General features: G+C 56.7%; 10 protein-coding genes. 9 read left to right on the top strand and 1 reads right to left on the bottom strand.

Annotated features, from left to right (window positions below; all coding sequences use genetic code 11):
* Positions 1 to 49: 49 nt before the first annotated feature.
* From BLU11_RS07295 to BLU11_RS07260, 8 genes are all read left to right on the top strand, one after another.
* On the top strand, positions 50 to 1,285 hold the full coding sequence (locus BLU11_RS07295; RefSeq protein ID WP_090272727.1) for an aromatic amino acid transport family protein: 1,236 nt from the start codon (positions 50 to 52) through the stop codon (positions 1,283 to 1,285).
* 68 nt (positions 1,286 to 1,353) lie between these two features.
* The gene (locus BLU11_RS07290; RefSeq protein ID WP_090272726.1) at positions 1,354 to 2,850 is read left to right on the top strand and encodes a PucR family transcriptional regulator; all 1,497 of its coding nucleotides are present in this window, start codon (positions 1,354 to 1,356) and stop codon (positions 2,848 to 2,850) included.
* A 38-nt stretch (positions 2,851 to 2,888) separates the two neighbouring features.
* Positions 2,889 to 4,331, top strand: coding sequence for an NADP-dependent succinate-semialdehyde dehydrogenase (gene gabD, locus BLU11_RS07285; RefSeq protein ID WP_090272725.1), 1,443 nt, complete (start codon positions 2,889 to 2,891; stop codon positions 4,329 to 4,331).
* Between the two features lie 421 nt (positions 4,332 to 4,752).
* Positions 4,753 to 6,084 (top strand): MFS transporter, encoded by a 1,332-nt coding sequence (locus BLU11_RS07280; protein WP_090272724.1) that lies wholly within the window; start codon positions 4,753 to 4,755, stop codon positions 6,082 to 6,084.
* A 29-nt stretch (positions 6,085 to 6,113) separates the two neighbouring features.
* Entirely contained in the window at positions 6,114 to 7,166 is a 1,053-nt protein-coding gene (locus tag BLU11_RS07275; RefSeq protein WP_090272723.1) for a proline racemase family protein, read from the top strand.
* 29 nt (positions 7,167 to 7,195) lie between these two features.
* The gene (locus tag BLU11_RS07270; protein WP_090272722.1) at positions 7,196 to 8,596 is read left to right on the top strand and encodes an NAD(P)/FAD-dependent oxidoreductase; all 1,401 of its coding nucleotides are present in this window, start codon (positions 7,196 to 7,198) and stop codon (positions 8,594 to 8,596) included.
* 2 nt (positions 8,597 to 8,598) lie between these two features.
* The gene (locus tag BLU11_RS07265) at positions 8,599 to 9,576 is read left to right on the top strand and encodes an NAD(P)-dependent oxidoreductase (RefSeq protein WP_090272721.1); all 978 of its coding nucleotides are present in this window, start codon (positions 8,599 to 8,601) and stop codon (positions 9,574 to 9,576) included.
* Positions 9,573 to 11,024: an aldehyde dehydrogenase family protein gene (locus tag BLU11_RS07260; protein WP_090272720.1), complete on the top strand. Its 1,452-nt coding sequence runs from the start codon at positions 9,573 to 9,575 to the stop codon at positions 11,022 to 11,024. Before BLU11_RS07265 ends, BLU11_RS07260 begins: the two co-directional genes overlap by 4 nt.
* 43 nt (positions 11,025 to 11,067) lie before the next feature.
* Here BLU11_RS07260 and BLU11_RS07255 read toward each other — a convergent pair whose 3' ends face one another.
* The gene (locus tag BLU11_RS07255) at positions 11,068 to 11,847 is read right to left on the bottom strand and encodes an NAD(P)-binding domain-containing protein (RefSeq protein ID WP_090272719.1); all 780 of its coding nucleotides are present in this window, start codon (positions 11,845 to 11,847) and stop codon (positions 11,068 to 11,070) included.
* 296 nt (positions 11,848 to 12,143) lie between these two features.
* Here BLU11_RS07255 and BLU11_RS07250 point away from each other — a divergent pair, with 296 nt between their 5' ends.
* Entirely contained in the window at positions 12,144 to 13,469 is a 1,326-nt protein-coding gene (locus tag BLU11_RS07250; protein WP_231702285.1) for an OprD family porin, read from the top strand.
* Positions 13,470 to 13,501: the final 32 nt, after the last annotated feature.

The raw sequence follows: 13,501 nt of genomic DNA, 5'->3' as shown, positions 1-13,501 counted from the left end.
CCCAGACCGGGTGGCAACTATAAAAAGAACAACCGATAGCAGGTAAATCATGTCCAACCAACAACAACCCATAAGCCATGAGTCAGGTCTGGTAGCCCGCCAGATCCGACCCCTGGAAACCATCGGCATCATCATCGGTACCAACATCGGTGCCGGCGTACTCAGCATGGCCTTTGCGGCGCGTAAGGCAGGTTATCTGCCTTTGCTGACATTCCTCATTATCACCTGCATCTTTTGCGTGATAACAATGTTGTACGTTTCCGAAACCTGCCTGCGCACACGCGGCAATCATCAGTTAAGCGGCCTTACTCGCCGCTATCTGGGTCCCATTGGTGGGTGGCTAATCTTCTTTGCAGTCGCAGCCAACAGTTATGGCGCACTGGTGGCCTACATGTCTGGCAGTGGCAACATCATGACCGAGCTGCTCGGTGATTACGGGATGACGCGCCAGCTCGGCAGCCTGCTGTTCTTTATACCCTCCGCACTGGTGCTGTATCTGGGGTTGAAGGCGTTGGGGGTAGCGGAAAAGTTCATCAGCGGAGCCATGGTGACCATTGTCGTTCTGCTCATCGGCGCCACGGTTTTGCATGACAACACGGACATGGCTCACCTGTGGCACTCCCAGTGGAAGTATGCGATACCGGTATTCAATCTGGCGGTGTTCGTTTTTGGTGCACAGTTCCTGGTTCCCGAATTGGTACGCGGCAACCTGGAAACCCCGACCAAAATTCCGCGTCTGATCATCACCGGCATGGTGCTCACGTTGATTCTGGTGGCAGCCATCCCCGCCTCTGTAATCGCGCTGGTCGGCATGGATAACCTATCCGAAGTAGCCACCCTGAGCTGGGGCAGATCACTTGGCAGCTGGGCTTACTACACCGCCAACTGCTTTGCCCTGTTGGCTATGCTTACTTCCTACTGGGGATTGGGTGGCTGTCTGTTTACCAATATCTTCGATCATTTCCGTCTGGGCAGCGAAAATCACAAGGGCAAACGCCTGCTGGTGCTCGTTGCCGTGGGAGTTCCACCTTTCCTGCTGGTATATTCGGGCCTTGGCAGCTTTGTCAACGCGTTGTACTTTGCGGGCACCTTTGGCGGTGTACTGATGGGCATCATTCCGATTCTTTTACTGCGTGCAGCACGCCGCACGGGTGACAGAACACCGGAGTTCGTGTGTGGCTGGTACGCACATCCTGCCATTCAGGTTTTCATCGTGGTCCTGTTCGCTTCAAGCGCCGTTTATGCCCTCGCCTCCGTATTCGGCCTGCTGCCAAGCAGTTGGTAGAGTTCGACAAGCAACCCCCCTTCAGTTCGGGGCAGCCCGGACTGAATACTGAAAGCCCAGGAGGCCCCATGCAGCTACAGATCATCGACATAGTACAGACCTCCGAATTGCAAACCCGCTTTCTTGCGGGAGCAAAAGGCAGCCAGCGTCTGGTTGGCTGGGCACATGTATGCGAACTTGCCGAACCTACAGAGTGGTTGGGCGGAGATGATCTGCTGATGACCACGGGGCTGGGCATTCCAGCCGGAGCTGACAAACAGCGAATCTATATCGAGAAGCTCGCTGCTGCTGGGTTGGCAGGCATCATGATCGGGGAAAACATGCAGGCTCCGGATGACCTAACGGCACTGAAGGAAGCCGCCGACCGGCTTGACTTTCCAGTACTGCTGACGCAATACGGCATCCCCTTCTCCAGCGTTACTCGCGCCATCATTGATGCTGAACGTAACCGAGAGTTCGAGCGGCGCAATGCGTTCAACCGCCTTTCGACAACAGCGCGCATGGCCATTCAGGGGCAAAGCCTGGCACAGCTCATTGCTCGACTGGAAACCGATATCAGTGCCAGTCTGATGATTCTCGACCCGCAACAGAGCAACACGCTTTGGCATCCACACGCCATGGCCATGCCTGCCGAGCTGAAAGAGTCGCTGAGCCGTCAGCCATTGGACTTTGCTGACAACCAGCCGGCAATTCGTCGTTACATGCTGAGCTCCGGCGAAATGTTCGCGACACTCATACCTTCAGCCAGAAACCTGGTGCTGCTCGTCCACAACAAACAACAGAAATATTTCGACTACAGCCTGTTACATCATCTGGCTGCCGTGGTCAGCATTTCAATTGAGCACCTTTACATGGGTCTGGAGCGTTCACTTCGTCTGGGCTCGCAACTACTGGATGACCTGCTCAGTCAGAGGCTCACTCCGTACCAGTCAAGTAAGCAGATCAGTGACTTCCAACTTGAACTGGAAAGCGCATGTATTGCTATCACCCGCCCGGAAGACCGCTCACTAATCACATGGGGAGTGCAGCTACAACGCATGCAGGTACCAGTTATCTTCCGACTGACTGGCGATGACATTACTCTGCTGGCCCACCCCGATAATCTCCCGATCATCCAGCGTGTGGTGGGCTCAGCACTGGGTGTCAGCACCTGCATAGGCGATTACCAGCGTCTGCCCGAAGCATTGCGCGAAGCCCGCTTGGCACTCCTGCATGCCGACACGCCGAGTTGTTGGTTCTATTCGGAAATCATCGATAGAGCGCCATGGCTGCCGAACAACCTCGATGAGGCAACTCATACCTTCAGGCGTATCCTCGGGCCTCTGGAGGAACACGACAAAGCCCAGGGCTCCAGTCTGTTGCATTCATTGAAGGTTTTTCTAGAGCAGAATCGCTCGTGGGTTGCTGCTGCCAGACAATTGCACATACACAAAACCACACTGGTTTACCGCATCCGCAAGATCGAGTCACTCACCAACCGTTCGCTGGACAAGACCGAAGATGTCGCCATTCTCTGGCTGGCCTTCAAGTCTGGTGAACTGGCTGGCCTGTTCACCAGTGAATGAACAAGCTGGATAGCCCACTACAATTCAAGGACACATCAATGCCCCCTTCAGAACTGCTCAGACAGCAAGCCTACATCAACGGTGTATGGGCAGATGCTATCGATGGCAACACTCAGAACATCTATAACCCGGCTACCGGCGAACTGCTGGGCTGCGTGCCTGTCATGAGGCAGCAGGAAGCCCGTCAGGCCATTGATGCTGCCAAACGCGCCCTGCCCGGTTGGAGCTTCCTCACGGCCAAGGAGCGCTCGGCCAAACTGCGCAGCTGGTTCGAATTGATACTCAGCCATCAGGAAGAACTTGCTCGACTGATGACCCTTGAGCAAGGCAAGCCTCTGCACGAAGCCCGGGGAGAAATCCAATACGCAGCCTCTTTTGTGGAATGGTTCGCCGAAGAAGGCAAACGCATCTACGGCGATATCATTCCAGCCCCTCAGAGTAACCAGCGCCTGCTGGTTCTTAAACAACCGGTGGGCGTAGTAGCAGCGATCACCCCATGGAACTTCCCGGCGGCAATGATCACCCGAAAGGCAGCGCCAGCACTTGCCGCTGGCTGCACCCTGGTGCTAAAACCAGCACCTCAGACGCCTTTTTCCGCATTGGCACTGGCCAAGCTGGCCGACCAGGCCGGCATTCCTGCTGGCGTGTTCAACGTCATCACTGGCGATGCGGTAGAAATCGGCGGCGAGCTGACTGGCAACCCCACGGTGCGCAAACTCACCTTTACCGGCTCAACCAACATCGGCCGCCTGTTGATGAGTCAGTGCGCCCATGACGTCAAAAAGGTATCACTGGAGCTGGGCGGCAATGCGCCCTTCATCGTCTTTGAAGATGCCGACCTGGATAAAGCCGTGGCCGGTGCCTTGGTGGCCAAATACCGCAACAACGGCCAGACCTGCGTATGCACCAATCGCATCTATGTACATGACGGCGTCTATGACGAGTTTGCCGAGAAACTGAAGCAGGCAGTATCCGCTTTCCAGGTCGGTAACGGACTGGACACTGACATCACCGTAGGGCCCCTTATTGATCAGGTCGCCATGGACAAGATTCGCTCACATATCGAGGATGCAGTAACCAAGGGCGCCAAAGTGTTGCTGGGTGGAAAGCCGCATGCACTGGGTGGCACTTTCTTCGAGCCGACCATTCTTACCGATGTCCCGAAGGATGCCTTGGTGGCCAGGGAAGAAACCTTTGGACCGCTGGCCCCGCTGTTCCGCTTCAGCAATGATGACGAGGTCGTTCGATACGCCAATGACACTGAGTACGGCCTCGCTGCCTATTTTTATACGCAGAATATGAACCGCATCTTCCGTGTTGCCGAGGCACTCGAATACGGCATGGTGGGCATCAATACCGGTGCGATATCCAATGAAATGGCTCCCTTCGGAGGGATGAAGTCATCAGGCCTCGGACGTGAAGGGTCCAGGTATGGCATCGAGGAGTACCTGGAAATCAAGTATCTGAATCTCAATCTGTAAACGGCTCCCTCATCTAGAAAATGGTGAGGCAACGGCTAACCAACCAGCCGCGGCCTTCCATATCACCATGTAAGTGCAGCGTACCGGGGATAAGGGCTATCGTAAGTCAACGGCCCTGTTTTCCCGGCCGCTGCTTGCGCGTCCCAGTCTGCTGATACGGTGCCCCTCCTCTGCATTATCGGGTTTCTCTTCCCGATGACCTGTTTGTCATACCAATCGCCTGTTTTTTTATATGCAGGTGCGGCCCTCGGCTTCGATACTGATGCCATGTCGCGGCCCGTATCAGACAGACCTGGAAAACTGTTTATGATCCAGACCATGCGTGTACGACACGCTGGAGCCGACAGCCCACTTATAAAATATAAAGGCAATGCGAAAAAGGCGCTTTCGTCTAGGTCATTGCTCGTGAGAGGTCACCCCCTTGGACAAGAACAACATCTCGCTGGAAGATGCTCCGCTGAACAGTTTTCATAAAAAACTGACTCTGTATTCTTCCGCTGCACCCTTTTTGGACGGTTATGTCCTGAGCATTATCGGCGTTGTCATGTTGCAGATGAGCAACGCCTTGCAACTGACCTCTCTGCAGGAAGGATTGATCGCCGCCTCATCTCTGATAGGCATGTTCATGGGCGGTTTTATCGGCGGTCTGTTTACCGACCGGCTGGGGCGCAAGACCTTGTATTTACTGGTACTGGTTGCCCTTGGGGTATTCTCGCTGGCGCAATTCTGGGTTACCACAGCCTGGGTACTGATTCTATTGCGCTTATTGCTCGGTATCGCCATTGGTGCCGACCATCCCTTGGCCACCTCCTTGTTGGCGGAGTTCCTGCCCAAGAAACAGCGTGGTTCGCTGCTGGCCAGCTTGGTGATGATGTGGTTTGTGGGCGCCGCCTGCGCTTATATCGCTGGGGAATTCATTCTGCAGGTTGGTGGTGATGATGCCTGGCGCTGGGCACTGGCCAGTGCCGTGGTGCCTGCGGGGCTGTTTCTGATCATGCGTATCGGCACTCCGGAGTCGGCTCGCTGGCTGCTGAGCAAGGGCCGTCTGGCTGAAGCCGATCAAGTCATCAAGAAAGTCTATGGCGCCGCCTATTCCGTGAATAACCTGCCGGAGAAGAGCCCGGAAAAGGATGTCTCTGTCTGGGCGCTTTTCCATTCGGCCTATGGCAAAAGAATCTTCTTCGTCACCTTTTTCTGGACCTGTTCGATCATTCCGCAGTTTGCCATTTATGCCTTTGCTCCACGTATTCTGCAGACCATGGGTCTGACCGGTGACTGGGCATCCTACGGCGCGGTGGCCATCACCCTGATGTTCGTCATGGGCTGCTTTGTCGCCGTGAAACTGGTCAACCCGCTGGGTCGCCGCAAGCTACTGCTGCACAGCTTTCTCTGGTCCGGACTGGCACTGCTGTTGCTGGGGCTGTTCCCTGACGGTCCGGCCATCATGATCCTCGTCCTGTTCGGCGGCTACGCTGTATTCATCGGCGGCGCCCAGGTTCTGCAATACGTATACCCCAACGAGCTGTTCCCCACGGAGATTCGTGGCTCTGCCGTTGGCCTTGCCACATCCCTGTCAAGAATTGGCGCGGCAGTGGGTACCTATCTGGTGCCGATTTCGCTGACGACCATTGGTATCGGCAACACCATGCTGGTGGCATTCGGGGTCTCGGTTGTGGGTTTCGTCGTCAGCCTGTTCATGGCGCCGGAAACACGCTCCATGGATCTCCATCTTGCCGGCTCGCTGGAACATTGAGCTTCCGCTTTCAGATCTGAGGTTTTGACATGTCATTCAAACGCACTATTTACGCAGTCGACACCCATGCCGGCACTCCGATGCGCGTTATTACCGGCGGAGTACCGCATATCCCTGGCAACACTGTATTCGAAAAGATGAAGTGGCTGGAGGAGAACGATGACCAGCTGCGCAAGCTGATGCTACGCGAGCCCCGCGGTTATCCGGCGCACTGCTGCAATATCATAGTTCCGCCCTGCCACCCCGAGGCGGACGCCGGTTACATCATAATGGAGCAGATTGAGTATCCGGTGATGTCCGGTGGCAATACCATCTCGGTGGTAACCGTGCTGCTGGAAATGGGCATGCTGCCGATGCAGGAGCCGGTTACCGAGCTGGTGCTGGAGGCCCCCGCCGGGCTGATCCGAGTCAAGGCCGAATGCCGCAACGGCAAGGTGAAGAACGTCACCTTCCAGAACGTACCGGCCTTCGCTGCCCACCTGGATGCAGTGATCGAGGTTCCGCACCTGGGCAAGGTCACCGTGGATGTGGGCTGGGGTGGCATGTTCTATGTCATTGCCGATGTCCGTCAGTTCAAGGGGCTGGAACTCAAGCCCGAGCACGGCCGGGAAATCACCCGCGTGTCGTCCATGATCAGACAGGCTGCCATCGAGCAGCTCCCGGTGGCCCACCCCGATTATCCGGGGGTGGGTATCACCATCTCGCAACTTTCCGGCCCGACTGAAGACCCGAATGCGGACTGGAAGAACGCAGTCACCATGGCTTCCGGCGATTTCTCATGGGACGACCCGGCAACCTGGACCGGCGCCCTGGATCGCTGCCCTTGCGGCACCGGCACCTCAGCCAAGATGGCCGTGCTGCATGCCAAGGGCGAGTTGCCGCTGCATCAGGATTTCCGTCATCAGGGGCTGGTCAACAATATCTACACCGGCCGACTGATCGAGGAAACCCGTATCGGCGAGCACACCGCCGTGATACCCACAGTGACCGGCACCAGCTGGATCTATGGCCTCAACACCTTTGTGCTGGATCATGACGACCCCTTCACCGAAGGCTTCACCATCGGCGACATCTGGGCCTGAGCACCAGAGCCATTACGAGGAACTGAATTATGTACAGAGGCTTCTGGTACGCCCAGGCACTGGATCTGGATAGTGCGCTGGCACCACCGCTGGAGGAATCCACCCAGGCTGATGTCTGTATCATCGGCGGTGGCTATCTGGGCCTGTGGTCGGCCATCCGCATGAAGAAGGCCAACCCGGCACTGGATATCGTCATCATCGAGAAGGATCGCTGCGGCGGCGGTGCCAGCGGTCGCAACGGCGGTCTGGCCAACAACTGGTGGGCCAAGTACCTGTCCCTGCTGGACATCTGCGGTGAGGCCGAGGCACGTCGCATCTGCGAAGCTGCCGAGTCGGCAATCGACGAAATCGGTGATCTGTGCCGGGAACACAATATCGACGCGCAGTTTCGCAAGGACGGCTGGTTGTGGACCGCCAGCAATCAACGCCAGCATGAGTCCTGGCTGGTGCTGACCGATAGCCTGGACAAGCACAATGCCAACCCGTTCCGGGCAGTCGACCCCGAGTTCGCCCGACAGAAGTCCGGCTCACCGCGCATTCTGTCCGGCATCTTCGACCCGAATGCCGCTACCGTGCAGCCAGCCATGCTGGCCCGCGGCATGCGCCGGGTGGCACTGGAGCTGGGCGTACGTATTTATGAGAAAACCCCGCTGACCCACCTTGAGCGCAGCAAGCCCCCGGTGGTGCATACCCCCCGCGGCCGTATTCGTGCACAGAAGGTAGTGATCGCCATGAACGCCTGGGGCGCCCAGTTCCCGGAGCTGAAGCGGATGATAGTCGTCATGTCCAGTGACATGGTGGCCACCGCTCCGGCCAAAGAACGCCTGGATGCCACCGGCTTCCGCGATGGTGTCTGCGTGACGGACTCGCGTACCGTGCTCAACTACTGGCGCAACACGCCGGATGGTCGCATCGTGTTCGGCAAACCGCTGGGACAGTTCGCTTTCGCCTCGAAGATCGGCAATCTGTATGACCGGCCCTGCCCCGCCGCCGAGGCGGTCACCGCCGAGATGCGCTCTTTCTACCCCGAGCTGGCCGACGTGCCTGTGGTCAGCAGTTGGACCGGTCCGCTGGACCGTGCCATGAAGGGACTACCCAAGTTCGGCTACCTCGGCGGCCATCGGGATATCGTCTACGGTATCGGCTTCTCCGGCAACGGCGTGGCAACCACGGTATTTGCCAGTCGCATCATCAAGTCGCTGGTCGAAGAAGCCAATGACGAATGGGCCAACTGCGGGCTGGTGGAGCAGAAGATGAAACTGCTGCCACCTGAACCGTTCCGCTTCGTCGGCGCACGCATCGTGCGCGATGCCCTGGTGCGCAAGGAGTCGCTGGAAGACGAGGATCGCAATGCCGATCCATTGACCAATCTCCTGTCGTCGCTGGCTCCGGCCGGTTACGTACCCAAGAAAATCGCTACCAAGGGATAATCATGTCTCACCACATCGTGTTTCTTGATAACGAAGGCATTGCCCCTTCCGTTTCCATTCCGCAGCTGCCCTTCCCGCATACCTGGGATAGCTACGAATATACCTCGCCGGATGAGGTGGTGGAGAGGTTGAAGGATGCCACCATCGCCATGACCTGCAGCGTGCCGCTGCGGGCCGAACAGCTGCGCCAGCTGCCGAAACTGAAGATGATCTCGCTGGCACTGACCGGTACCGATATTGTCGACCTCGACTACTGCCATGAGCACGGTATTGTCGTCGCCAACGTGCCCGGCTATGCGTCCAATACCGTGGCCGAACATACCATTGCGATGATGTTCGAGCTGCTGCGCAAAACCTCCAGCTACCACCGGCTGATGCAGAAGCTGCGGCGCGGCGAGGCAACCAGGAAAAACATCTATTTCGACTTCCGCATCCGGGACGTTGCCGGCAAGACTCTGGGAATCGTCGGCAACGGTGCCATTGCCAGGCGTCTGGCCGAACTGGCCCGCAACCTCGACATGCAGGTTTGCCTGTATGACAACAATGGCAAGTACCAGGGCGAGGAATACATGCCGTTGGCGCAGTTGCTGAAGCGCAGTGACGTGCTGTCGCTCCACGTGCCCTTGACCGACGACACCCGGGACATAATCGGCGCAGCAGAGCTGGGACAGATGAAGCCCGACGCCATCGTGATCAATACCGCCCGCGGCGGTATCGTCAACGAAGCAGCACTGATCGACGCACTGCAGAACGAGACCATCGGTGGGGCTGCACTCGATGTATTGGTCAATGAACCCATCGACCCGCAGGACCCCATCTTCCAGCTGATCGATCGCGACAACTTCATCCTCAATCCCCACGTTGCCTGGAGCAGCGTGGATGCCATGCAGGGACTGATCGACAAGGCACTCGACAACATAGCCCAGTTTGTTGATGGCCGTGCTCCCCGCTTCGTTATTCAAAAAAAGGTATGTGCATGAGCAGCTCTCTGAAAACCAGTTTCGTCAATGGCGTATTTGTCGAGGCTGACAGCCAGTGCGACGTACTGGAAAACCGCAACCCCTCCAACGCGGAGGAAATCGTCGACCGCTTTGCCCGGGCCGATGCCGCGCTCACGGAAAAGGCTATTGCTGCAGCCAGAGACGCTGCCGGATCCTGGGGGCGTACCAACCCACAGGTACGTGCGGACATTCTCGACCGCATCGGCAGCGAGATTCTCGAGCGCCGCCAGGAACTGGCCGAGCTGCTGTCCCGCGAGGAAGGCAAGGTGGTGCGTGAGGCGCTGGGTGAAGTTGAGCGCGCCGGTCGCTCATTCAAGTTCTACGCCCAGGAAGTACTCCGTGCCAACGGAGAGAAATACGAGTCGGTACGCGAAGGGGTCAGTGTCGATGTATTCACCCAGCCGATCGGCGTGGTGGGCATCATCAGCCCATGGAACTTCCCTATCGCGATTCCCGCCTGGAAGGCTGCACCGGCGCTGGCTTTCGGTAACACTGTGGTAATGAAACCAGCTGAATTAGTGCCTTCATCAGCCTGGGCATTGGCCGAGATCATCTCCCGCTCCGGTATGCCCGCGGGAGTATTCAATCTGGTAATAGGCCCGGGACGTACCGTTGGCGATACCATCATCCGCTCACCGAAAGTGGATGCGATTACCTTTACCGGGTCGGAGGGCACCGGGCGCCAGGTGGCCGAAATCGCCGCCCAGCGACTGATCAGGGTACAGCTGGAGATGGGCGGCAAGAACCCGCTGGTGGTACTGGACGATGCGGATCTGGATGTCGCCATCGAAGTTGCCCTGAACGGCTCCTTCTACTCCACCGGCCAGCGTTGCACTGCCAGTTCGCGGCTGATCGTCACCACCGGCATCCATGACGAATTCGTTGCCCGGCTGGCCGAACGCACACGAGCGCTGCGCGTGGGCGACCCCCTGTGTGCCGATACCGATATCGGTCCGGTGGTCGATCCAAGCCAGCTCAAGCAGAATCTGGCGTATATCGAATCGGGACTGCAGGAAGGCGCCACCCTGATCTGCGGCGGTGAATATCTGGAAAATGACAAGGGCGCCTACCACTTCTCGCCGGCCCTGTTTGTCGATGTGCAACCACACATGCGCATCTACCGCGAGGAAATCTTCGGGCCGGTACTGTCGGTGCTGAAGGTGGCCAACTACGAGGAAGCGCTGCAGGCCGCCGAGGATACCCAGTACAGTCTGTCTGCCGGCATTGTCACGACCTCGCTGAAATATGCCGAGCACTTCAAGAAGCACTCCTCCGCCGGCATGGTGATGGTCAATCTGCCGACCGCCGGCGTGGATTACCACGCGCCCTTCGGCGGCAACCGTGGTTCCAGCCTGGGGCCTCGGGAACAGGGCACCTATGCGCGGCAGTTCTTCACCAGGGTAAAGACTGCCTACCAATCTGCCTGAACTCAGCACTCCCTGATGGACCAATTAACCATCAGGGAGTGATCTAATCCGCCCTGAGATGCCTCTCTATCAATGCATCCAGAACGATATCGCAGGCGGCCCCCCAGATGGCATTGCTCTGATGCAGACCGATCATTTCAAGCCCTAGCGAAGAGAATGTTTCCGCGGTGGTGATGGATCTGCCGATTTCCGCAAACGGTCGGTGCTGATTTGCCTTTGCATATTCGACGCAGTCACTCAAACTCCCGAGAATCAGCGCCCTGCTCTGCTCCGGCTCAAGCCCTTTGTCCGCAACCCAGCGTTGTAGGTCATGCAAGAGGAAGTAGAACCAGCCATTCACGCAAGACGCGACCGTCGCCAATTCGAAGTGGCTCTCGTGCTCAAGCGCCAACAAAGTGCCCAGAGAACTCAACAACTTCTCGACCTTGGCGTTAGACGGGTTCAGCACAACAGTAGCGTCATTGGTTTCCGCAGCGTAAGAGAGCATGGATCGAATAGTTCTGTCCGTGCCAAACAAGCGCAAGAGATCCCGATGTGATACTCCAGCCATGAACGAAACCAGCCAGTGTTGCGGTCCGAGATCGACACTGAGCGCAAGTGACTTCAAGTTCTCCGGCCGTACGCCGAGCAGCAATACCTGCGCGGCTTCTACAACCGCCTGGTTACTCTCCAATATCTCACAATCGAAATCTCTGGCCAGACTTGCTGCCTGGTGAGAGTTATGTGGGATCAGATATATGGGCGCCCTGCGTCCCCCTCGACGCAGCCCTCTCACTACTTTTTCTGTCAGAGCACCCACTCCCAATACACCTATTGCTTTCATTCAGATCACCCTTGCTCGCAGAGAAATCATTCATGACCATCGCCGTCATTATCACTAAATTATGATACGCACGATGTCGCTCGCCTATAACTAACAAGACAACTTCACACGCATGCCTGCTACAGGATAGTTCTTTTCACATACAAAATTCATCAAAACCGGAACTTAACACTAGCTGTCTTACACGTTATATGGATCCAACAAGATGGAGTGGGATATTTATCCGGCCCTTGAAAAGGGGTGATATCGCAACCCTATACCTGCATAGATGAAATAAATAAGAAGGATAAATCACCGTGCAAACATTCAAGCTCGGCTTAATTGCCATGATCATGGCTTCGGCCACGGCTCCCCACCTCTCCCTGGCCAACGAGCAATCCCAGGCAAACGGATTTATGGAAGGGAGCAGCCTGAGCCTGCTCAACAAGAACTTTCTCTTCAATCGGGACTTCCGCAACGCTGCGGGTACTCGCAGTGACAGGTATGACTGGGCGCATGGTCTGCGTGCCTCCTATACCTCCGGGTACACCAAAGGGGCAATAGGCATTGGGCTGGATGCGCACTCGGTACTGACAATCAAACTCGATAGCGACCTGAATGGTGGCAATACCGGCACGGGTATATTACCGGTAGGCTCCGACGGCAAAGCACAAGATGATTATTCCTACGCAGGTGCAGCCATAAAACTGCGCGCGTCCAATACTGAATTGAAGGTGGGGGACCTGATACCCACAGCACCAGTATTCGCCACGGGTAGTTCGCGCTTTTTTCCGGGCACTGCCCAAGGTATTCAGCTACTCAGCAAGGACATAGACAACTTGAGTCTGGATGCCGGACATTTTACCTCGATACGCGACGGTAGCATGAGCACCAACCGTGACGGCGCAATCACTCTGACCTATGGCGGCGCCGTCGATGCGAGTAGCGCCAATTACCTGGGCGGCATCTATGCCTTCAGCGACAACCTGAGCGCAACATTATTTGGCGCACAACTGGATAATGTGTGGAACCAGTATTACACCAACATCAATTATGTACTGCCGCTCGCATCCATCCGATCGATGACATTTGACTTCAACCTGTACGATACGAGCGATACCGGTCAAGCACTAGCCGGCAATATCGATAACACCACCTGGTCGCTCTCCGCAGCCTATACCGTAGGATGGCATACCTTTACTGCCGCCTATCAACAGGTCGATGGTGACGAGCCCATGGATTATATCGGTATGGATGGAGGAAACTCCGGCGGCTCGATCTTCCTCGCCAACGCTCTGCAATATTCCGACTTCAACGGACCGAATGAAAAGTCCTATCAACTGCGTTATGACTTGGACATGGCAGCCTTCGGGGTACCCGGCTTGAATCTCATGGCCCGCTACGTAACCGGACGGGACATCGATGATAGCAAGTACGATGGCGGAGCAAACGGCGTCTACGGCTGGTACGGTGAGGATGGAAAGCACTGGGAGCGCGATCTGGAAGCACAATATACAGTGCAGTCTGGACCTGCCAAAAACCTTTCAATTCGGGCGCGCTATGCAACCCACCGCGCCAATGGCTTTGACTCAGATGTCAATGAGCTACGCCTGATCACCCAGTACCCGCTGGATATCTTCTAAACCCCGCCGGGAACAGCATCTCGAATGCACCA

Origin of the sequence: Halopseudomonas litoralis (assembly GCF_900105005.1) — a bacterium.
In the GTDB taxonomy this organism is placed as follows: Bacteria; Pseudomonadota; Gammaproteobacteria; order Pseudomonadales; family Pseudomonadaceae; genus Halopseudomonas; species Halopseudomonas litoralis.
The sequence above is the reverse complement of the archived record's forward strand: the minus strand, read 5'-3'. Positions and strand labels throughout refer to the sequence as shown.

What these genes read in the sequence shown, in the direction of transcription:
- BLU11_RS07295 (WP_090272727.1), top strand. Translation starts at nt 50, where the DNA reads ATGTCCAACCAACAACAACCCATAAGCCATGAGTCAGGTCTGGTAGCC.
- BLU11_RS07290 (WP_090272726.1), top strand. Translation starts at nt 1,354, where the DNA reads ATGCAGCTACAGATCATCGACATAGTACAGACCTCCGAATTGCAAACC.
- gabD (WP_090272725.1), top strand. Translation starts at nt 2,889, where the DNA reads ATGCCCCCTTCAGAACTGCTCAGACAGCAAGCCTACATCAACGGTGTA.
- BLU11_RS07275 (WP_090272723.1), top strand. Translation starts at nt 6,114, where the DNA reads ATGTCATTCAAACGCACTATTTACGCAGTCGACACCCATGCCGGCACT.
- BLU11_RS07270 (WP_090272722.1), top strand. Translation starts at nt 7,196, where the DNA reads ATGTACAGAGGCTTCTGGTACGCCCAGGCACTGGATCTGGATAGTGCG.
- BLU11_RS07265 (WP_090272721.1), top strand. Translation starts at nt 8,599, where the DNA reads ATGTCTCACCACATCGTGTTTCTTGATAACGAAGGCATTGCCCCTTCC.
- BLU11_RS07260 (WP_090272720.1), top strand. Translation starts at nt 9,573, where the DNA reads ATGAGCAGCTCTCTGAAAACCAGTTTCGTCAATGGCGTATTTGTCGAG.
- BLU11_RS07255 (WP_090272719.1), bottom strand. Translation starts at nt 11,847, where the DNA reads ATGAAAGCAATAGGTGTATTGGGAGTGGGTGCTCTGACAGAAAAAGTA.